The sequence below is a fragment of the Chryseobacterium sp. KMC2 genome, from assembly GCF_016756935.1.
In the GTDB taxonomy this organism is placed as follows: domain Bacteria; phylum Bacteroidota; class Bacteroidia; order Flavobacteriales; family Weeksellaceae; genus Chryseobacterium; species Chryseobacterium rhizosphaerae.
In genome coordinates this window covers 19663-40364 of the sequence record NZ_JAESIT010000007.1, presented here as the reverse complement: position 1 = coordinate 40364, position 20702 = coordinate 19663, and the positions used below count along the sequence as shown (strand labels likewise).

At 37.9% G+C, this 20702-nt stretch carries 19 protein-coding genes; 13 read left to right on the top strand and 6 right to left on the bottom strand.

Going from position 1 to position 20702, the window contains the following annotated elements; all coding sequences use genetic code 11:
* Positions 1-7 precede the first annotated feature (7 nt).
* Entirely contained in the window at positions 8-1147 is a 1140-nt protein-coding gene (locus JML65_RS09810; protein WP_202270702.1) for an aminotransferase class I/II-fold pyridoxal phosphate-dependent enzyme, read from the bottom strand.
* 86 nt (positions 1148-1233) lie between these two features.
* Here JML65_RS09810 and JML65_RS09805 point away from each other — a divergent pair, with 86 nt between their 5' ends.
* The 7 genes from JML65_RS09805 (at position 1234) to JML65_RS09775 (ending at position 7497) form a co-directional block, all read left to right on the top strand.
* A complete protein-coding gene (locus tag JML65_RS09805; RefSeq protein ID WP_202270701.1) occupies positions 1234-2268 on the top strand; it encodes a M28 family metallopeptidase in 1035 nt (344 codons plus the stop codon).
* A gap of 85 nt (positions 2269-2353) precedes the next feature.
* Positions 2354-2800 (top strand): GNAT family N-acetyltransferase, encoded by a 447-nt coding sequence (locus JML65_RS09800; RefSeq protein WP_237390831.1) that lies wholly within the window; start codon positions 2354-2356, stop codon positions 2798-2800.
* Positions 2800-3177 carry a VOC family protein gene (locus JML65_RS09795; RefSeq protein ID WP_047496144.1) on the top strand — a complete coding sequence of 126 codons (378 nt, stop codon included), beginning with the start codon at positions 2800-2802 and terminating at the stop codon, positions 3175-3177. Before JML65_RS09800 ends, JML65_RS09795 begins: the two co-directional genes overlap by 1 nt.
* Positions 3174-3674: an endonuclease V gene (locus JML65_RS09790; RefSeq protein WP_202270700.1), complete on the top strand. Its 501-nt coding sequence runs from the start codon at positions 3174-3176 to the stop codon at positions 3672-3674. Before JML65_RS09795 ends, JML65_RS09790 begins: the two co-directional genes overlap by 4 nt.
* 164 nt (positions 3675-3838) lie before the next feature.
* The gene (locus JML65_RS09785; protein ID WP_202270699.1) at positions 3839-5014 is read left to right on the top strand and encodes an acetyl-CoA C-acyltransferase; all 1176 of its coding nucleotides are present in this window, start codon (positions 3839-3841) and stop codon (positions 5012-5014) included.
* A gap of 108 nt (positions 5015-5122) precedes the next feature.
* The gene (locus JML65_RS09780) at positions 5123-5968 is read left to right on the top strand and encodes a leucine-rich repeat domain-containing protein (RefSeq protein ID WP_202270698.1); all 846 of its coding nucleotides are present in this window, start codon (positions 5123-5125) and stop codon (positions 5966-5968) included.
* Positions 5969-6198: 230 nt separating this feature from the next.
* Positions 6199-7497, top strand: coding sequence for a T9SS type A sorting domain-containing protein (locus JML65_RS09775; RefSeq protein ID WP_202270697.1), 1299 nt, complete (start codon positions 6199-6201; stop codon positions 7495-7497).
* 97 nt (positions 7498-7594) lie between these two features.
* On the opposite strand, the gene JML65_RS09770 is transcribed toward JML65_RS09775, so the two are convergent.
* The gene (locus tag JML65_RS09770; RefSeq protein WP_202270696.1) at positions 7595-10933 is read right to left on the bottom strand and encodes a DEAD/DEAH box helicase; all 3339 of its coding nucleotides are present in this window, start codon (positions 10931-10933) and stop codon (positions 7595-7597) included.
* Between the two features lie 144 nt (positions 10934-11077).
* On the opposite strand from JML65_RS09770, the gene JML65_RS09765 reads away from it, so the two are divergent.
* The 3 genes from JML65_RS09765 (at position 11078) to JML65_RS09755 (ending at position 14016) form a co-directional block, all read left to right on the top strand.
* Positions 11078-11875, top strand: coding sequence for an SDR family oxidoreductase (locus tag JML65_RS09765; protein WP_202270875.1), 798 nt, complete (start codon positions 11078-11080; stop codon positions 11873-11875).
* 76 nt (positions 11876-11951) lie between these two features.
* Positions 11952-12866 (top strand): helix-turn-helix domain-containing protein, encoded by a 915-nt coding sequence (locus JML65_RS09760; protein WP_047496131.1) that lies wholly within the window; start codon positions 11952-11954, stop codon positions 12864-12866.
* 151 nt (positions 12867-13017) lie between these two features.
* Entirely contained in the window at positions 13018-14016 is a 999-nt protein-coding gene (locus JML65_RS09755; protein WP_202270695.1) for a T9SS type A sorting domain-containing protein, read from the top strand.
* Positions 14017-14147: 131 nt separating this feature from the next.
* Here JML65_RS09755 and JML65_RS09750 read toward each other — a convergent pair whose 3' ends face one another.
* On the bottom strand, positions 14148-14783 hold the full coding sequence (locus tag JML65_RS09750; protein ID WP_202270694.1) for a hypothetical protein: 636 nt from the start codon (positions 14781-14783) through the stop codon (positions 14148-14150).
* Positions 14784-14821: 38 nt separating this feature from the next.
* Entirely contained in the window at positions 14822-15667 is an 846-nt protein-coding gene (locus JML65_RS09745; protein ID WP_228406010.1) for a helix-turn-helix domain-containing protein, read from the bottom strand.
* A gap of 200 nt (positions 15668-15867) precedes the next feature.
* Here JML65_RS09745 and JML65_RS09740 point away from each other — a divergent pair, with 200 nt between their 5' ends.
* The 3 genes from JML65_RS09740 to JML65_RS09730 all read left to right on the top strand — a co-directional run bounded on the left by JML65_RS09740 (position 15868) and on the right by JML65_RS09730 (position 18768).
* Positions 15868-17028, top strand: a complete 1161-nt coding sequence (locus JML65_RS09740; protein ID WP_084084514.1) for an MFS transporter — start codon at positions 15868-15870, stop codon at positions 17026-17028.
* 143 nt (positions 17029-17171) lie between these two features.
* Positions 17172-18038 carry a helix-turn-helix domain-containing protein gene (locus tag JML65_RS09735; RefSeq protein ID WP_202270693.1) on the top strand — a complete coding sequence of 289 codons (867 nt, stop codon included), beginning with the start codon at positions 17172-17174 and terminating at the stop codon, positions 18036-18038.
* Positions 18039-18117: 79 nt separating this feature from the next.
* The gene (locus JML65_RS09730) at positions 18118-18768 is read left to right on the top strand and encodes an HD domain-containing protein (protein WP_047496113.1); all 651 of its coding nucleotides are present in this window, start codon (positions 18118-18120) and stop codon (positions 18766-18768) included.
* Positions 18769-18819: 51 nt separating this feature from the next.
* On the opposite strand, the gene JML65_RS09725 is transcribed toward JML65_RS09730, so the two are convergent.
* Together JML65_RS09725 and JML65_RS09720 are read right to left on the bottom strand one after the other, a co-directional pair.
* Positions 18820-19209 carry a hypothetical protein gene (locus JML65_RS09725; RefSeq protein ID WP_202270692.1) on the bottom strand — a complete coding sequence of 130 codons (390 nt, stop codon included), beginning with the start codon at positions 19207-19209 and terminating at the stop codon, positions 18820-18822.
* Positions 19210-19253: 44 nt separating this feature from the next.
* Positions 19254-20636, bottom strand: coding sequence for an MFS transporter (locus tag JML65_RS09720; protein ID WP_202270691.1), 1383 nt, complete (start codon positions 20634-20636; stop codon positions 19254-19256).
* Positions 20637-20702 lie beyond the last annotated feature (66 nt).

Here is a 20702-nt window from a genome sequence, read left to right as displayed (position 1 = left end):
TGGAGGATCAAAGATTTTTTCTCAAATGTTCCAAAGCCTGTATAATCACATCATCTTTTTTTGCAAAACTGAACCTTATATAATCTGAGTTCTGTCTTGAATTGTAAAATGCAGAAAGGGGAAGACAGGCCACTTTCTTCTCAATGGTCAGCCATTTTGAAAAATCCACATCAGACATTGTGCGGGAGACATTTCTAAAGTTGACAACCTGGAAAACACTTCCTTCTGCTTTCTGTTCAACCTGTAATGGAGTATCCCTGATCATCTCGTTGAAAATATCCCTTTTTTTCTGCATCATGCTTTTATTGATATGGGGGTCAAATACTTCGAGGTATTTTGCCAGCGCATATTGGGCAGGAGCGTTAGCACTGTAGGAAATATATTGCTGATGGGATTGGAATAATGCCGTTAATTCCGCGGAACTAATCATATAGCTCACTTTCCATCCTGAGGTATGAAACATTTTACCAAAGGAAAAAATACAGAATGTTCTTTTTTTAAGTTCGGGATGCAGAAACGAACTGTAATGTTCGGCATCATCATAGCAGTATGTATCATAAATTTCCTCTGAAATTAAATAGATTTCCCTGTCCTTTATCAGCGCATACAATTGATTCCAGTCTTCCTTTTTCCATATTTTTCCAGTAGGATTTTGAGGTGAATTGACAATGATAGCCTTCGTTTTTTCTGAAATGCAGTTTTGAAACTTTTCCCAGTTTACAGTGAAATCATTATCAAGATCATAATAAACAGGAATTCCTCCGTTCATCACTACAGAAGGACCATACGTATAATAGGACGGTTGAATAATAATGACTTCATCTCCTTGGTTTAAAGTAGATTTTAGGGCGGTATATAAAGCAAAGGTTGCACATGGTACAACGGTAATTTCTTCTGTTCTCAATGGGATAGGGTTTTCCCGCCTGGCATTATATGCAACGATGTTTTCAATGAGTAGCGGATTGCCTGCAAGAGGCTCATATTGATGATGATCAAGGCCTGCAGATTCTTTTAAAAAGGTTTTCAGCCTTTCATCAATATCGAAATCAGGAAGCCCTAAAGAAAGATCAAAGCTTCTATGCTTTGTGGCAAGTTCAGACATTTCCGTAAAAAAGGAGTAATGAGTGAATCCATAAATTTTATCCATCAACTTTGCATTTATATCAAATATAATGAAAATAACATTTCATCGTGATTAAATAAAAATTGTTATTTTTAAGAAAATTATTCTTTATGAAAAAACTCCTTATTCCGTTACTGGCCATTGTTGTACAGACTGGCTGTAAAACGGCAAATACTTCTAATGAAACACCTACTGCTACTTTTAAGCATGATAAAGCCTTTTCGGCTGCTTATAAGATGATTAATGCAGAGGACTTAAAGAAAAACTTATATGTAATTGCTGCTGATGGAATGGAGGGTAGAGATACAGGGAGTCCCGGGCAGAAAAGAGCGGGAGAGTACATCGTAAACTATTATAAAAACCTGGGTATTTCCCATCCGAAAGTACTCAATTCATTTTTCCAGAAGGTTCCGGCAGATTTTATGAAGAAGAGAGGTGGAGGAAACCTTCCCGATTCTGAAAATATTTTGGCTTTTATAGAAGGAAGTGAAAAACCGGAAGAAATTGTTGTGGTTTCTGCTCACTATGACCACGTTGGGACAAAAAATGGTGTTGTGTATAATGGTGCTGATGATGATGGAAGCGGTACTGTTGCAGTGATGGAGATTGCAAAAGCTTTCCAGGCAGCTAAAAAGGTGGGTAAAGGTCCTAAAAGATCCGTTTTATTCCTTCATGTCACAGGAGAAGAACACGGACTGTTTGGTTCTGAATACTATTCCCAAAACCCTGTTTTCCCATTGGCAAATACCGTAGTAGATCTTAATATCGATATGATAGGACGAGATGATCCTGCCAACAGAGGAAAACAATATGTGTACGTGATTGGCTCTGAAATGCTGAGCTCTCAGCTTAAAGTGATCAATGAAGCGGCCAATAAGAGAACCAATAATCTGGAACTGAACTATAAGTATGATGATTTAAATGATCCTGAACAGTTATATTACCGTTCTGATCACTATAATTTTGCCAAGCATAATATTCCGGTGGCATTTTTCTTTGACGGAATCCATGAAGACTATCATAAGCCGACCGATGATCCTGAAAAGATTGATTACCCACTGTTAGAAAAACGTACCCAGTTGATTTTTACTACTGCCTGGGACATTGCGAACAGAGCAGAAAGAATTGTAGTGGATAAAAAATAACAGATAAGACAGATGATAAAGGCACAGGTATACAAAACGCTTTGTGCCTTTATATATAACCATCAATACAAATAAAATTCATCGAATGAATATGATCATCCGTGAAGCAATTTTAGAAGATATTCCACAAATCCAGACCGTAAGAAATTCTGTGAAAGAGAATACATTGTCAGATCCCGGTTTGGTTACAGACAGAGATTGTGAAGAATTTCTTTTTGAAAGAGGAAAAGGCTGGGTCGCTGAAGAAAATGGAAGAATTACAGGCTTTTCGATTGTTGACCTTAAAGAACATAATATCTGGGCTCTGTTTGTACATCCCGATTTTGAAAATAAAGGCATCGGAAGAAAGCTCCATGATATAATGCTTGACTGGTATTTCACACAGAAAAAAGATGCCGTCTGGCTGGGAACTTCTCCTGATACAAGAGCTGAAACATTTTACAGAAAATCAGGTTGGAAAGAAGTCGGAATCCATGGAAAAGGAGAGGTTAAATTTGAAATGAGCTTTCAGAACTGGAAAAATTTAAAATAATGACATCACAACTAAAATCAATCCGACCTTTTATCGGAGCTAAAGATTTTGAAGTAAGCCGTAATTTTTACAGAGATTTGGGATTTGAGGAAGTGGTTCTTGAGCCTAAACTGTCTTTGTTTAGCTTACAGGGGACTTGTTTTTATCTTCAGGATTATTATGCTAAAGAATGGATTGAAAATACAATGATTTTTGTGGAAGTGGCCAATACGGATGAGTTCTGGAAAGAACTTTTAACACTAAATCTTATGGAGAAATATGAAAATATACAGCTTACTCCTGTGAGAACCATGGAATGGGGGAAAGAATGCTTCGTCCATGACCCCTCGGGGATTTTATGGCATTTTGGTGAATTTATTAACGATACAAAGAAATGATTTACGCTTTTGATACCTATTATTATGAGGATTATGCCAATACCGTGTGTATTGCTTTTGAAAAATGGAATTCTGAAAAGGAGGTAGAAATTTATACCGAACAAACCCCTATTACCTCAGAATATGAGAGCGGTGCCTTTTATAAAAGAGAATTGCCGTGCATTCTGAGTTTGCTAAATAAGATCGCATTAAAAAATGGGGATATCATTATTGTTGATGGATATGTTACCCTTGATAATAATTGTAAACTGGGACTGGGAGGATATCTTTATGATGCCTTGGACCAAAAATACCCTATCATCGGAATTGCAAAAAATGAATTTACAACCCCTGATTCTCAAAGAAGGAGTATCTACAGAGGTGAAAGCAAAACACCACTTTTCCTCACTGCAAAAGGTATGGCCGTGGATGAAGTACAACCTGAAGTGGAACAGATGCATGGGCCTTTCAGAATACCCACTTTATTGAAGAAACTGGACCAACTGAGCCGTTTATAAAAAGCCTTCTCATGATAGAATGAGAATTTTTTTTCATATAATAAAATACCGATTGGTATATTTTGTATATTTGACGAAATGCTTTTTAAGAATGAACAGTTTAGAAAGATAAAAATTTTTTAACCCAAAATATACTGATCGGTATATTTTTAAAACTATAGCATATGAAAGATGTATTTATTATGGCTGCAAAACGAACTCCCGTTGGTGGATTTATGGGAAGTTTATCCGCATTTACAGCCCCACAGTTAGGAGCAATAGCCATACAGGATGCGTATGAAAGTATATCACTTGCTCCTGAGCATATAGACAGTGTATATATGGGAAATGTATTGAGTGCAGGGGTAGGACAGTCCCCGGCAAGGCAATCAGCTGTTTTTTCTAAAATTCCGGTAGATAAGGATGCTACAACAATCAATAAAGTCTGTGCCTCCGGAATGAAAGCCTCCATGATTGGGGCCCAGCAGATCCAGCTTGGATTGGAGAATATCGTCATAACAGGTGGAATGGAAAGCATGAGTAATGTCCCTCATTATATGTCTGCGCGTCAGGGGGAAAAACTGGGCGATGCCTTACTTACAGACGGACTGATTAAAGATGGATTATGGGATGTTTACAATGATTTTCATATGGGAAGTGCTGCTGAACTTGGGGTGAAAAAATATGGTCATACCAGACAGCAGCTGGACGATTATGCCCTGTTATCCTATAAGAGAGCACAGGAAGCTTCGGGAAAAGGGAAGTTTAAGAATGAACTGATTGAAATATCAGTGCCAGGAAAAAAAGAGACAATGAAGGTAGATAAAGACGAAGATATTGACAAACTTATTCCTGAGAAGATTTCATTGCTGAAACCTGCTTTTGAAAAAGACGGCCTGTTGACCGCTGCCAATTCCAGCAATCTGAATGATGGTGCTGCCGCTATTTTGTTAGGTTCTTCGAAAGCCCTGGAAATTCATGGAATAAGTCCACTGGCTAAAATTATAGCATATGCCGATGCTGCACAATCTCCGGAATGGTTTACCACTTCTCCTTCCATTGCTGTTCATAAAGTACTGAAACAGTCAGGGCTCAGTCTTTCTGATATAGATTATCTGGAAATCAATGAAGCCTATTCATCTGTTATTTTATCTAACCAGCAGATTTTAGGGTATGACCTGGACCGGGTAAATGTATATGGAGGAGCCGTTGCATTAGGTCACCCGATAGGAGCTTCGGGAGCAAGGATTATTGCAACTCTGGTCAATGTATTACGCCAGGAAGGAGGAAGGTATGGTATTGCTGCTATCTGTAATGGCGGCGGGGGAGCTTCAGCTATTCTTATTGAAAATATGAGTTAAAAAAATAAATTTACAGAAGATAATAATGTAAATTGTGTAACAAAATATAAGGGTATGATGGAGGAGGAGATCCCCGGTTTGTATGGCCATATAAAAAAGTATTGGAAGATGATTCCGACACATCATACAAGGGCTTATTCTGTTGATAAAGGAATTGCTGACACAAAAACAGTTAAGGTACTAACAATCAGTAAGTCTTCACAAAACTGGAAAGATATTTTTGACTGTCCGGAGTTGGAAGAGCTGCATCTTGACCAGCCCAGTCATGAACAGGTTCAGGCTGTCAGTAACTTCATACAGCTTAAAAGACTGAGAATAAAAGAATATCGGGCGAAGGACCTTGCATTCATCAAAAATCTGGTTCATCTGGAGGAAGTGGCTCTTGAATATGTTTCAGGGTTTTCTGATCTTTCTCCATTACAGTATCTTCCGAATCTAAGCTCCCTCCATCTCGAAAACCTCAGGAAAATTTCTGATTTCGGAGGACTAAAAGGAATTAAAGGGCTAAAGTATTTGCTTATCGACGGAACATTAGACTGGAAGCAGCCTATAGATAACTTTAGTTTCCTGGAGGAACTTCCTGATCTTGAAATCCTGAGTCTTATGTTTGTCATAAGCAGGGCTGCATTTCCGGCTTTTCTTCCAGCTTTACAGCTTAAAAATATACTTGAAATAAGAATTCCTGCCGGTATTGTAACCACCGAGGAATATGCATTCTTAGACGCTGCATTACCCCATGTAAAAAAAGGATATCAAAATGAAGCTTCCTGGCCGTTGTACTCAATGAGAGCAGTGGGAGAGCAGGAATATGCAATCTTACTCGGAAAAGGAGAAGGAAAAGTGAAACTTAACCGGTCTGATGCAAAAGATGCTATAGAAGACTATCAAAAGAAGTATGAATTGTACAGACAAAAATCACTGGAGATTATCAAAAATTACTACAAAATGCAGTAGATCGGTTGAAAAATATGGGATGAAGGGTAAAATCTGAATTTTCATTTACAAAGATAAATTTCCATTTCTTCAAAGTAAGTGTTTGGTTGTTATTCAATTAATCAATTAATTTTTAAGTTTAAAGAGTTGATTTTCTCTCAAATATTGATAAACTGACAAATGTCATTACGTTCTTATTTTTATTGATTCTAAATAAATATAAATTTGTCTCATTCAAAATTAAGAATTCAATGAAAAAAATAACTACTCTTTCTGCTGTCATTCTCTGTTCATTGATGGAGGCACAATATTGTACTCCTTCATTTCAGTACGGGGCAGACAGCAACATGATTACCCATGTTAATTTTGGAAGTATTAATAATACCTCTCCGTTTCAATCGGGATCAACACCTACTTATGAAGATTTTACATCCATGTCTACCGATCTTCAGGCAGGGAATAGCTATCCTATAGCTATAAAAGGTCCTTCGGGAACATTTCCCAGTGATGTAGTTGTTTTTATTGATTTCAATAACAACGGAAGCTTTAATGATGCAGGGGAAAGTTTTTATATCGGAAGATTAACAGAAGCTACACCTTTCAATGCTTTAACTATCAACGGAACCATTACAGTTCCTGCGAATGCTGCAAACGGTACTACTAGAATGAGAGTGCTTAAAAACAGCAGTGTAGCAGCTTATTCGGATCCTAATGCTGCAAGCTCGATCAGTACGGCTTGTGATGCCGGCTTAAGATCCGGGCAGGCAGAAGATTATACCGTTGTTATTTCAGGGAATAATGTCGTATTCCCGTCCCCTTATTGTGGTACTGAAAATGTGACCACTTCTACAGTGAGCGAAATAAGTAAAGTGGAATTTGCAGGAATCACCAATTCCAGCCCTATTGACGGAAATTCTTCGCTTTTGGAAAATTTCACAGGCACCGTTTTTAGTGTTAACCGTGGAGAGACTTATCCCATAACGGTTACAGGAGGTACTCACGGGCAGATTACCGTGTCAGCCTATGCGTATATCGACTTTAATCATAACAATACCTTTGATACTGATGAAAAGTTTAACCTGGGATATTTAGATAATTCCAGCCCTGTTTCTAATACAGAATCTGGTGTTACCTCAGAAAATATTACGATTCCGACTACAGCATTATTAGGAGCTACACGCTTCAGATTGGTAAAAGCTTATGAATCCAGCTCGTCGATGGGTACAGTGGAAAATTTACCATGTCCTTCAGGTTGGTTTATAGGACAGGCAGAAGACTATACCATTGATATACAGCCCGCCAATCTTTCCACGAAAGAGACAATGGCAGACTCTTCTGTGAAAATATATCCTAACCCTACAACAGGTTCAGTGATTGTAAAAGCAGCAAAGGGACTTGAAAAATACGAAGTTTATAATGTCTCAGGACAAAAACTTACGGAAGGCAATACTGCCAGTATCAACTTAGATAGCTTTGTACCAGGGATTTATTTTATTAAAATCCAGACTAAAGATAAGAAAGTAATCACTGAAAAGATGATTAAAAAATAAACACATATCTAATCATATCCATATCAATTTTTGTTTTTTGACCGGCAGATTCTTCTGTCGGTTTTGTTTTTTTTGAAGGAATGAGTAAGGAAAACCCTTATTCCGGTTCCAGGATTTCCAGAAGGTCCTGTTTTGAAAAGCCTTGAAACTTTGCTCCATCTGTTTTAAGAAGATGCTGGGCAAGCTGATTTTTTTTCTTCTGAAGAGAGAGGATTTTTTCTTCTACAGTATTGGAACAGATCATCCGGACAGCAATTACATTTTTAGTCTGTCCAATTCGATAGCTCCGGTCTATAGCCTGATTTTCGGCTGCAGGATTCCACCACGGATCTACCAGGTAGATATAATCTGCCTGGGTAAGATTGAGACCCACACCTCCGGCTTTCAGACTGATCAGAAATACACGGACGTCTTCATTATTTTGAAAGTTATGTACTTTTTGTCCCCGGTCTTTGGTTTGACCTGTGAGGTATTCGAAGGAGATTTTTCGGCGTTCCAGTTCGGTCTTTATAAGATCCAGCATTCCTACAAACTGTGAAAATACCAGAATTTTATGATCTTTTGATTTTCCAAGGATCTGTTCCATCAGAATTTCGATCTTCACGGCATGTTCCCCAGAATAGCCTTCTTTAAGGAGGATAGGTGAGTTACAGATCTGTCTTAGTCTTGTAAGACCAGTAAGAACGTGCATACTGTTTTTATTAAGGTCATCTTCATCATTGGCTGCAATAAATTCGCGGAGTTCCTTCTCATAGGCATCATATATCTTTCGTTGTTCAGCATTCATTTCACAGTAAATCACTGTTTCTGTTTTTTCCGGAAGTTCCTTTGCTACCTGCTTTTTTGTCCTGCGGAGGATGAATGGTTTTATTTTTTGCTGAAGTTCCATAGCCCGTTTACTGAACTCAAATTTATCAATAGGAATTGCATAGATATCCTTAAAATATTGCTTGCTGCCCAATAATCCGGGACAGGCAAAAGAAAGCTGACTATACAGGTCGAAGGTATTATTTTCAATGGGGGTTCCTGTCAGTACAATTCTGTTTCTCGACTGGAGAAGACGGGCAGATTTATACCTTTCTGAGTTGGGGTTTTTAATAGTCTGCGACTCATCAAGGAACACATAATTAAACTGAAAGGTTTTCAAAAACTTAATATCTGAAAGAAGCATTCCATAGCTGGTGAGTATTACTTCATAATCAGACATATGAGTGGTGCTTTTCTGTCTTTCAGCTCCATAATGAAGCCATACTTTTATAGAAGGTGCAAATTTGCTGATTTCCTCCTGCCAGTTAAAAAGAAGAGAAGTAGGAACCACAATAAGATTGGTGGTGTGACCTCTTTTTTCTCTTTGTGAAAGGATAAACGCAATGATCTGAACTGTTTTTCCAAGTCCCATATCATCCGCAAGACAGCCACCGAAATTAAAGCCATCCAGAAAGTTAAGCCAATTGAGTCCCTCGTGCTGATAGTCTCTGAGCTCCGCATGTAATGTAGAGGGAACGGGGATTTCCGGAATACTCTCACCTGAATAAAGACGGGATGAATAAGAGGTTATTTCTTCCTTTACTTCATCGCTTATCACTTCTTTTTCAAAAAGAGAAGAAACCTCCGTAAAACTTATTTTAGGAATTTTCAGTAGATCTTCATCAATTTCACCAGCCCGGAAATAGGCTGAAATCCGGTCTATCCATTCTTCAGGAAGCATTCCCAGAGAACCGTCATCCAGCTGAATAAATTTACTTTTATTGCGGATTGCCCTGTGAAGTTGTTTTAAAGAAGCATCTTTTTGCCCGAAGCTGACCTTCAGTTTGGCATTGAACCAATCCAGGCCACTGGTGATCTGAATATTTATTTTAGCCCGGTGTGAATTGAGTTTATTGTTTTTCAGTTCATTAAAACCAAGTATAGATACTCCTTCATTCCGCCAAACCTCAAAGGCTTCCAGGAACCAGTTGTCTTCCAGGAATTTATCCCGGTGGAGGTAGAAATACTGATATCCATCCATCTGTTCTTCAAAATCCGGATGCTGCTGCATGACCAAAGAAGTAAAACGGGCTTCTAGCGTTTCGTTTCTTTCTACTTTAAAGAGGTTCCCATTCTGATCGGAATCGAAAAGCTGCTTCCTTGAATATACAGGAACTTCCAGCTGTCCGTAACGCATCACGGGAGTAATTCCGATATAATTCTCCTGTTGACGAAGATAAATGATCTTTTCCACATCAAAAGCCTTTTCTTTAAGCTGTACTTTAGATGCAGGTTGTATATGGCTGTAAATTATTCTAATACGTTCTTCTAAAGAGGACAGGGTAGACTGCATAAAATCTTCATATTTAGAAGAATGGACCAGCAATATTTCATTATTGGATTTGAAGAATTTAATGACCCTGAGCATATCGGGATCTTCTACAAAGCTGAATGTATGGTTGTTATATACGAAATAGTCATTCCGGAGCATTACATTTTTAAAAGGGATAGAATGATCCTGAAACTGAATTTCTCCCGTTATTTCATAAAACGGATCTTTCTTAAATACAGAAAGTTGAAGCTCTGCATTTAAAGTGTTCATTGTAACTTTTGTTAATGACTTTGAGGATATGGTTTCCGCTATTTCACGGTCATGATAATAGACTTCCAGGTCCAGAGGATTCTGTACAATCAACTTTAAAGCCTCAAGTTCTGCCGGATTATAATCCTGGTTATAATTATTCTGGAATGATGAAATGGCAGTATAAAATTTAATTTCCAAAGGTTTTTCTGCCTTCCATATCAGCTGCATGGCATCTACGGGGCTAACCGGATTTTTTATTTTTCCGGTTTGGGTAAATTCCACCTCCATTAAATTAAAAATCAGATGATTATAATACCGGTGCGTACCGATGACTACTATCTGTTTTTTAGCCGTGTCGTGCAATACAAGCTCATCCAGCTTGGAAGGGTGCTGAGGAAGAAGATCTCTTTTTAAGATCTGTTCATCAATCGGAAACATTTCTTTGATCCTGGGGAGGATTTCAATTTTACCCTCATGATACTCTACCTGAAAATAATGATCAAGATCAGGTTCGTTTTCTAAGCCATAGCCTTTAGCTTTAGGGATTATTGTTTTTTTACGAAGGGAGTCATCAAAGAAAATCCGATAATTTCTTTCCTCTAAAATACAATGGATCATTTCTGCCTGATGCAGACAGAGCCTGTCTTCCGGACTGTCGCAGGTACAAGAGCACAGCAACGTGTTGTTTATTTTGCTGATGGTGACCACCGGAAAATCCTGCAGGGATGATTTTTGGGTGAATATTCCCGTATTAATTTCAATAGAAACAGGATGAATATTATGAAAATTCTTGCTTTCTATAAAAGAGCTCTCTGAAGTATGTTTCAGCAGGTCATATACGGAAAGTGTACTGATATTGATATTTTCAAGAATATATTCTGCCATAAAAATTAATAGAAGCAAACTTACAAAAAAATGCGAATGAAAAGAAGTCTGCCTCCATCCATTTTGGATACAATTTTACCCGTTTTGGCAACTCCGGCATTTTTTCTAATGCTGAACTTTGTCCTACAATTAAACAAAGAAAATATGAAAACAGTTTTTATAACAGGTGCATCTACAGGATTAGGAAAAGCAGCAGCTCAATTATTTCAACATAATGGCTGGAAGGTTATTGCTACGATGAGAAATCCGGAAGCTGGGGCAGATCTTTCTGCTTTAGAAAATGTAACGGTACTGCCGTTGGATGTTACCCGTCCCGAACAGATAAAATCAACCGTGACAAAAGCATTGGAATCAGGAGATATTGATGTGGTTTTTAATAATGCCGGTTATGGTCTGCTGGGTCCTTTGGAGGCATTGACGGATGAACAGATTGTGAGACAGTTGAATACCAATTTATTAGGGGTTATCCGTGTAACACAGGAGTTTATTCCGTATTTCAGAGAGAAAGGGAGAGGAACGTTTATTTCCACGACTTCGATAGGGGGATTAATTACCTTTCCGTTGAATTCTATTTATCACGCTACAAAGTGGGCACTGGAAGGTTGGAGCGAGAGTATGGCGTTTGAACTTAACAAATTAGGTATCGATATCAAGACCGTCTCTCCGGGAGGGATTAAAACTGATTTTGTAAGCCGTTCTTTAGATTCTGCATCAAGTCCCGCTTATGAAGAAATGCTTGGTACTCTTTTTTCCCGTATGGAGGGAATGATGGATGCTGCTTCTACGCCGGAACAGATTGCAGAAGTAGTATATGAAGCTGCTACGGATGGTAAACAGAAACTGAGATATGTAGCCGGCGAGGATGCAAAAGCTTTATATGCACAGCGCCTTGAGCTGGGAGATGAGGCATTCAGAGAACAATTGGGAAAACAATTCATCTAGCCACTTGTAACCCGTGGCAGTATAAATGATACGCTTATGCTGCCTTTTTATTCTAAATAATTGATACATTTATATCATGGAAAGGAAAGAAAACTTACCACTGAAAATTTCATCCATATCAGAAATGCATGATCTGCTTCAGCTTCCCAAGCCTCTTCATCCACTGGTCAGCTTAGTGGATAATACCAGGATGACTATTAATAAGGAGTTTTTGGGAAGAAGCTTCCTTCTGAATTTTTATAAAATTTCCTACAAATATTCCACAAACGGAAAAATGGGGTACGGACAGGGATATTATGATTTTAATGAAGGAGGAATGATGTTCACTTCTCCAGGGCAGATTCTTTCTACTGACGAAAATGCCGAATATTGTGGTTACACATTGCTGGTACATCCCGATTTTATCAGGAATTACCCTTTGGCAAAGAATATTAAAAAATATGGTTTCTTTTCCTATGATACCAATGAAGCACTGCACTTATCTGATCAGGAAAAAACAATGATTACCGGACTTCTGGACAGTATTACTCATGAACTGAATACGGCTATTGATGAGATTAGTCAGGACCTTATTGTTTCCTATATTGAAGTGCTTCTCAACTACAGCAACCGCTACTATAAAAGGCAGTTTATTACAAGAAAATCAGTCAGTAATGATCTTTTATCTAAAATGGATACCATCCTGGAAAATTATTTTGACCGGGAAGAAACACTGAATAAGGGGCTTCCTACTGTAGATTTTTTGGCTTCAGAGCTTCATTTATCTCCACATTATCTGAGCGATATGCTCCGTAATCTTACCGGACAAAATGCACAGCAGCATATTCATGAAAAACTGATAGAAAAGGCTAAAGAATATCTTACGCTTACCAATTTTTCTGTATCAGAAGTGGCATATGCTTTGGGATTTGAGCATCCACAGTCATTCAATAAGTTATTCAAGAAGAAAACAGATAAAACACCTTTAAGTTACAGACAGTCATTTAATTGAATCTGTATATTTCTTATCGATATGCCCGGCCCGTGTGCCGGGTATTTTATTTTTTAGCTGTTCGTAGAATGGAAAAGGTTTTACATAGATAAAAGCCATTTTTAAAGGAGGATCCCTTTTAAATTCGGGATACCAAAAAAACAACATCAATATGAAAAAGTTAAACTCCATTGTATGCATTATAATTGGCATTACAGCCTATGCACAGCCATCGATAACAAGGGCAGGTATTGACAGGGTAAACATTACCACTACGTTTAAAGCAGGAGATGTGCCCCTTACTGCTACTCCGGGGCCATCAGGAGCTAATATTACGTGGGATTTTTCTGCGTATACCGGACCTAACGTCATTACTACACAGACCAATGAATGTCCCGGACAGGCCAACTGTTTTAGGTTCGCAGGAGCCAACAGGATTACAAAACCAACCCTTTCAGATGTCTATGATTTTACTTCCATCACAGACACGGAAGCCGTAACGCTGGGGTCTTATGCAGGCTCAGGCTTTGGAGATGCCACGACTACCTATACAGATCCTTTAATCGATTTTAAATTTCCAATCACTTATTTGCAACAGTTTAGTGATACCTATCAGTTTACCAATGTTTCCGCAGCGGGTGGAATCACCAATGAGTCCGGACAGGTAGACTATACGGTAGACGGCTATGGAACGGTCATCACACCTACAGGAACCTATTCGAATGTACTGAGAATTAAGAGTATGAAAGCGTCTACAATTATTGTTCCGGGATCACCTTTGCCATTCAACTATACAAACGAATACTATACATGGATCAGCCAGACCTCTGGGATTGTATTTAGTTTTGGAATCAATACTTTTGCCTTTAATGGGGTACCCAATGTAAATAAATCTATTTCTTATCTGGATACAGTTGTTTTATCAACGGTTAATTCTGTGCATCAAAAAACAGAAATTTTGGTCTATCCGAATCCTGGTTCCGACTTCATTCATCTGGAATCAAAAGAGGATATTAAACAAGTGTCTGTGAATTCATTGGACGGCAGGACAGTTTTAATAAGCAACAGCTCTAAAAACATTGATATTTCTGGCCTTCCCAAAGGGATCTATATTCTTCAGACTGAATTGAAGAACAAAGGCTCTGTAACCACGAAAATTATTAAAAAATAATATGAATTTCTTCTAACAGTTTTTTTATGACCGGGGACACAGGATATAATAACACAATGGGTCTTACTGTGGATTTCAAGGTCCCCGGTTTTTTATAAAATTTTTGTTTTTTATCAGCCGCTTTTGAATCTCTAACTACTGATATTTTCAATAGAATCAATTTGCCATTGATCAGTTTTACGCAGGATATACCGGTAGGTCATCCCGCAGTTTTTTAAATGAAATTCAACAGAACATAACGTATCGTTGACCGGTTTTATATTGAAATTTATGGCCTCAATATCCTTTAAGTCGGATTGATAGTCTTCCTGGGTTAAAAAGAAATAATCATAATCGAAATTCTCAGGAGGTCCATCATTGGCAGGATGTTGTTTGAAATTTTCATTACCGTCCTTATATCGTTGTTCATATGCAGACAGAAATTTTTGAGAAAAAAGATGGCTGTTTTTAAGAAATTTTATTTCTTTTTCAACCTCATCAAAATCTACATAATAATTGACCGGAGTCTCTGTTTCCGTTTTGGAGCCTCCTTTTACTGTATTAAATCCGTAAAGTTTATTTTCATTGTTTTTATACCAATTAAGAAAGGTTTTTACTGTTTCCATCTGAGCATTATCTTTGCTTTTTTGTGCCGGAACAGTTGTATGACTTTCTGTGACTGTATTTTGTATGATAGGTTTCTTTGATGGATCCTCCTTTTTACAGTTCGTAAACAATAAGAGTAAAGCAGGTAGAAACAAAACCTTTTTCAGCATAATTTTTTTCATTTTTCAAAAAACGAACTTACAAAAAATAGATAATCTATTTACTTTTTAATTTTATAATTCTCCCTGTAAGTATTGGCTGTAATACCTGTACAACGCCTGAAATACCTACAGAATAGGGAAGAGTCTACAAATTGCAATTGATTGCTGACCTCTTTAATGGAGAGTGATGTTGTTTTAAGAAGCTCTTTGGCTTGTTTGATGACCCTATAGCTGATCCACTGTTTGATGGGCTTTCCTGTTTCTTTTTTTATTAAACTGCTTAAATACTGAGGTGAAAGATGCAGCTGGTCAGAATAATACAAGACACTCCTCTGCAAATGACCATGTTCATTTAACAGTTCAAAAAAATGTTCGATAATATCCTGACTCCTGGTTTGTAGCAGGCTGTTATTTTTAATGACGGGTAAATAAAGTTTTGAAACCAGCTCCAGTAAAGCATACAACAGATATTGTACAGACTCCAGGGTACTTTCTTCTTTCGTTTTGGATTGATACTCCTGAATCAGTTTTACCGTAGACCAGATCAGTTTTTTAGAAGAACCTTCCACTTCCATCACAGGACTGAATTTTATCTCATCGCTAGCCAGCAATACAGTGAGAAAACTATAAGTGCTGATGAAATCCAAAGAAATAAAAAATACAGTCAGTTCTAAGTCATGACTCCCCGAAATATCAGCTAATTCGGTATCCGGTAGAAGCATGAGTACTGCATTTTTCTTAATATGAAACGGGAGCGTATTGATCTTAAGGTGTAATTCACCGTCCGATAGAAAGCAGAGTATCAGTTTATTAAGCTTTCCGGCTTTTTTCTGAAACCCGGTGATGCTGGCCGTCTTATATTTTTCAATATACAACCCTTCGAAATTTGGCTTAATATCTATCATGGTGAATGATTTTCTGGACTGGGCTAAATGTTTTTGATTTCCGTATTCTTATAATCAACTTCCGGGCAAATGTAAGCAGTTAATTTTTCTTTTTAAACGGGTTGTTTAAAATGGAATATAAAATACCAGAAATGGAATATATTTTATTCCCGAACTGTTCCTAAATTCGCAGTCGGAAACTTTAATCAAATACTGTTATAATGCACAATACAGAATCTCTAAATGCGAAAATGCCGAAAGCCTGCTTTTTACTTTTCTTTGCCCATGGACTCGTTTTCTCTTCCTGGGCGAGTAGAATTCCTATCATTAAGGATGCGCTTTCAATCAATGAAGCCGAACTGGGGACACTCTTATTGTTAATGCCTATAGGGCAGATTTCTACAATGGTTCTTGCCGGAAAGCTGATCAGCATGTATGGAAGCTCCTGGATCATCAAAAGATGCTTTCTGTTGTATCCGATGTTTCTTTTACTGATTGGGTTAGCGCCTTCTTACTGGGTTTTGGCAGCTGTTTTGTTCTTCTTTGGAGTTTCCGGGAATTTATGTAATATAGCGATCAATACACAGGCGATTGAGATAGAAGGGATTACAAAAAGGACCTTGCTTTCTTCCTGTCATGGCGCCTGGTGTTTTGCAGGACTGGTTGGTGCTGTTGTGGGATTGCTGATGATTAACCTGGGAGTAGGAACTTTCTATCATTTTATAGTTGCTTTTGTACTGGTATTTCTACTTTGGTTATACAGTAAGGCTCACCTGACCAATATTATTCATAAAGTAGCTCCTCAAAGACAGTCAATTTTCAAATCAGTAAATCCTACCTTGGTTGCTTTAGGAATCATAGGATTTTTAAGCATGGCTATTGAAGGGGCTATGTTTGACTGGAGCGGAGTGTATTTTCAGACTATTGTAAAAGCACCGGAAAAGCTTGTGATTGTAGGATATACCAGTTTTATTTTAATGATGACTCTAGGTCGTTTTGTGGGAAACCGTGTTATTGAAAAATACGGAAAAAGACTTGTTCTGCAGATGTGTGGTATTTTGATGAGTACGGGGCTTTTTTTAAGTGTTTTCTTTCCGGAATTATGGGTGTGCATTATTGCCTTTATGATTATTGGGTTGGGAAGTTCGCTGAGTGTCCCTTCTGTTTACAGCACAGTAGGAAAGGTGAGCACTGTGGCTCCCAGTATTGCATTATCATTTGTATCCAGTATTTCATTTTTAGGATTTTTAATGGGCCCACCCCTTATCGGATATATTGCTGAAAGTTTTGATTTAAGATATTCTTACGGGCTTTTTGCATGCTTTGGAATCTTACTGTCTGTTATGGCAGGACAGATGAAAGTATTCCAACATAAAAATTGATGAAGTATATTTTGACATCCGTTATGAAGGTTTTGACATGTTTTAATAGGCCCGGATCTTTTAATATTGCTGATAGAATGCTTGTTCCTGAAGGTTGAATGCATTGCTCCGGAAATACTTATCTTTATTAAAAATATTCTTTCATGAAATCTGTCTCCAACATTGAAACAGAACCCATTATTGATCATTCTTTTTCCGTAAAGCGGTTGGATAAATATATTCCTTATACCCAATCTTTTGTAAGACTAAGCTATCATCGGATTCTTATACTGGAAAAAGGACGTGGCTTCTTACTGGTTGATAACGAATCTTTTGAAATATCAGGATGTGAAATTTTTTTACTGGCTAAAGGGCAAATCTATCAGTTTGAGGAAGATTCAGAAGTAACAGGGTTCAGTATTTCTTTTGGAGATTGCTTTTGGGAAAAAGCTCCTTCCAGTGCCAGCAACTGTAAAGCTGTTTTGTTTAACAATGCCACTGCCAATCAGCACCTCAAACCTAGTGTAACAGAAGCCGAAGAGATTTTGCCTCTGTGTAAAAACCTTCTGATGGAGTATGAAACCTCTCCATACATCAATCAAATGGACGTTATGGCAGCGTATTTAAAAATCATAATGATAAAGCTGGCCAATATAAAGCTGGTGGAAGAAGAAACATTTGACAGTCAGGATTATGTTGTATACCGTAAGTTTATGGAGCTGCTTAGCAACCAGTATCAATCTTTTCATGCCGTAAATAATTATGCTGATCTATTGAATATCACCTCAAGAAGGCTAAGTGAAATCTGTAAACGCTGTACGCATAAGAATGCAAAGGAATTGATCAACGGACAGATAATTGCAGAAGCCAGAAGACTCCTTCAGTTCAGTTCCTATTCCGTAAAAGATATTGCCTATCAGCTTAACTTTGGTACACCGGAACAGTTCAGTCATTTTTTTAAGAAGAATACGGCTATATCACCGGCTGCTTATCGCAGTAAATACATGAATATCGAAGTCGGAATTACATGAAATTTTGACATGTCATCTGTATTTATTGATATTTTTCCGGAGTGATAATCAGGATACCTTTGGATAAATAATTTAAGTTATGTCAGTAAATCGTTTAAAAGAAGTAGCCGGTATTATCATCCCGGACAGTAAAATAGCAACAGAAGCCACAGCACTTCTATTGGAACATGGCACAGAGTTCATCTACAATCATTCCCTGCGTGTTTTTCTGTTTTCGTCATTAAATGCAAAGCGCCATCATAAAACTCATGATTCTGAACTGTTGTATGTAGCTTCCGTATTTCATGATTTAGGGCTTGTTTCTCATTACAGCAGTCCTGATCTTAGATTTGAAGTAGACGGGGCCAACGCAGCCCGTGATTTTTTAAAAGGTCATGGCATTGCCAATGATAAGCTCCAGCTAGTCTGGGATACCATTGCCTTACATACCACTATTGGGATTGCAGAGCACAAAGAAAATGAAGTGGCCCTCATGTATTCCGGAGTGGGATTGGATGTGATGGGGGAAGGGTATGAACATCTGAGCACCGAACATAGAGAGGAAATCGTTGGAGCTTTTCCAAGGGACGGTTTTAAAAAGAAAATTATTCCTACATTTTTTAGCGGGTTTGAACATAAGACAGAGACTACTTTTGGAAATATAAAAACGGATGTCTGCTCATTTATGATCCCCAATTTTAAACAAAAGAATTTCTGCGACTGCATTTTACATTCTCCTTGGTCTGAATAAGCAAAGGTTTCTATCTGAATCAAAAAGCTACCCGAAGGTAGCTTTTAATCTTTATATCCATTTTTCTATAAGGTGAAGCCATAATGCTTTTTCCTCACTTATGAGAAAGACAGCGGAGGATTTCCGTTTTGTAGAAGTTTCTCCCGTTACCTGAATTTCAGTATAGGTAGCCAACCCATGGCTTTCCGAATATTGAATTTCTATATCTTCTACGCTAACATGACGATCCTGAAATTTACCATATACCATGGGAAGCCAATCGGAAAACATGGACAGGGTGACCAGGTCACTATTACCGTTAATCATTTTAAAATCCGGGGAAAATCCGGAAAGTAATTGTCTGTAAAGTGCTTCCTGATCTTCTGATTTTCCCTGAAACCATGTTTCAATATCATCATGAAAGCCCTGAATTTCTTTACGTATTTTTTCTGTAATACTCATAGAGGTAAGTTTATATTATTTATTTTAAAAATGTGTTGATCTCTTTAAGACCGTTGAATATACTTTTTTAATCTGACAGTAATGAGTATTCCGGTTAGCTGAAAGATACCAATCATAGCAATGGCTGCAGCAAAAGCTATGGGAAATCCCAGAGAGTCCGTCAAATTGAAAAATAAGGTGCCAATAACGGCTCCTCCGGTTACACTGCCTATCTGGATTCCTATGCTGATGAGCCCAGATGCCTGTCCTGCTTTATCTTTGGAGGTCAGGGAAATGGCTGTTCGCATCATAACAGGCATGATTGTTCCATGTCCCAATCCTGCTAAAAATAAGGTGACATTTGTTATATAAGAAGGTTTTTGCTGAAAATAAAAGGTAATGGCACTAAAAATAAAACCTGCCATCAGTAATCCTAGCCCTATATAAATCATTTTATGAGTTTCGAGCTTTACTCTTGCTGAAATCAAGGGACCCAGGAAAAAAGCAATTCCATAGGGAACAATGGCAAGCCCGGTCTGCATAGAGTTTTGATGTAAAAACTGCTGAAGATAGTAAGGGTAACAGATAAATAAGCCGGCAGTGAAGTTGTAGAAGAATATGATTAAAAGACTTAATGCAAAGGGCTTATGCTGCAGTAATGTAGGGTCTATAAGTACCGGATGTCTCTTCTGCTGTAAGGTTATTTCATATTTTAAAAATAATGTCAGTGAAAGTATTCCTGTACATATAATCCCAAATATCCACCAGGCCCATTGAAATTTTTGTCCGAAGATTAAAGGACAGATAAGCATTAATAAAGCTAAGATCAATATCATGGCTCCTTTATAGTCAATACCCATTCGGTCTGTATTGTGGTTATTATCCATCGTAAAATGTATCCCGGCGATACAGATGATGGTAACCGGAACATTGACAAGAAATACAAGCTCCCACGAAAAGTGCCCCCAATGCATACTCAGCAGTGCGCCCCCAAGCAGTTGCCCAATTACAGAAGCCAATCCGAAGACAGAACTGAAAAGGCTGACTGCTTTAGGCTGTTCCCGGCTATCAAATAATATTTTTATGGAAGCTAAAACCTGTGGCGCCAACAAAGCAGCCCCAAAACCCTGGAATAATCTGGCAAAGATCAATAAGGTAATATTGGGGGAAAATGCGCAAGCAAGGGAGGAAAACAGGAAAGTATACAACCCCAGTATAAAAATTTTTTTCCGCCCGTAGATATCCCCCAATTTTCCGCCCACAACAACCAATGCGGCATAAGTAAGTCCGTAAATAGCCACTACCATCTGCAACTGATGGTCGCTGGCTTTGAACGCCTCTTTTATAGAAGGTAATGCCATATTCACAATAAAATAATCCAATGGTGAAAGAAAAGCTCCTGCGATCAGAAAATTTAATGCCTGCCATCGTTTGGGATAGATGTTCATATTTTTTTATGCAAAATTAACCTCTTGATGTTATGGTAAAATTGTACTTTTGGAGGAAAATTAAGT

Coding starts and splice junctions, on each gene's coding strand:
- JML65_RS09810 (WP_202270702.1), bottom strand. CDS start 1,147: ATGGATAAAATTTATGGATTCACTCATTACTCCTTTTTTACGGAAATG.
- JML65_RS09805 (WP_202270701.1), top strand. CDS start 1,234: ATGAAAAAACTCCTTATTCCGTTACTGGCCATTGTTGTACAGACTGGC.
- JML65_RS09800 (WP_237390831.1), top strand. CDS start 2,354: ATGAATATGATCATCCGTGAAGCAATTTTAGAAGATATTCCACAAATC.
- JML65_RS09795 (WP_047496144.1), top strand. CDS start 2,800: ATGACATCACAACTAAAATCAATCCGACCTTTTATCGGAGCTAAAGAT.
- JML65_RS09790 (WP_202270700.1), top strand. CDS start 3,174: ATGATTTACGCTTTTGATACCTATTATTATGAGGATTATGCCAATACC.
- JML65_RS09785 (WP_202270699.1), top strand. CDS start 3,839: ATGAAAGATGTATTTATTATGGCTGCAAAACGAACTCCCGTTGGTGGA.
- JML65_RS09780 (WP_202270698.1), top strand. CDS start 5,123: ATGATTCCGACACATCATACAAGGGCTTATTCTGTTGATAAAGGAATT.
- JML65_RS09775 (WP_202270697.1), top strand. CDS start 6,199: ATGAAAAAAATAACTACTCTTTCTGCTGTCATTCTCTGTTCATTGATG.
- JML65_RS09770 (WP_202270696.1), bottom strand. CDS start 10,933: ATGGCAGAATATATTCTTGAAAATATCAATATCAGTACACTTTCCGTA.
- JML65_RS09765 (WP_202270875.1), top strand. CDS start 11,078: ATGAAAACAGTTTTTATAACAGGTGCATCTACAGGATTAGGAAAAGCA.
- JML65_RS09760 (WP_047496131.1), top strand. CDS start 11,952: ATGGAAAGGAAAGAAAACTTACCACTGAAAATTTCATCCATATCAGAA.
- JML65_RS09755 (WP_202270695.1), top strand. CDS start 13,018: ATGAAAAAGTTAAACTCCATTGTATGCATTATAATTGGCATTACAGCC.
- JML65_RS09750 (WP_202270694.1), bottom strand. CDS start 14,783: ATGAAAAAAATTATGCTGAAAAAGGTTTTGTTTCTACCTGCTTTACTC.
- JML65_RS09745 (WP_228406010.1), bottom strand. CDS start 15,667: ATGATAGATATTAAGCCAAATTTCGAAGGGTTGTATATTGAAAAATAT.
- JML65_RS09740 (WP_084084514.1), top strand. CDS start 15,868: ATGCACAATACAGAATCTCTAAATGCGAAAATGCCGAAAGCCTGCTTT.
- JML65_RS09735 (WP_202270693.1), top strand. CDS start 17,172: ATGAAATCTGTCTCCAACATTGAAACAGAACCCATTATTGATCATTCT.
- JML65_RS09730 (WP_047496113.1), top strand. CDS start 18,118: ATGTCAGTAAATCGTTTAAAAGAAGTAGCCGGTATTATCATCCCGGAC.
- JML65_RS09725 (WP_202270692.1), bottom strand. CDS start 19,209: ATGAGTATTACAGAAAAAATACGTAAAGAAATTCAGGGCTTTCATGAT.
- JML65_RS09720 (WP_202270691.1), bottom strand. CDS start 20,636: ATGAACATCTATCCCAAACGATGGCAGGCATTAAATTTTCTGATCGCA.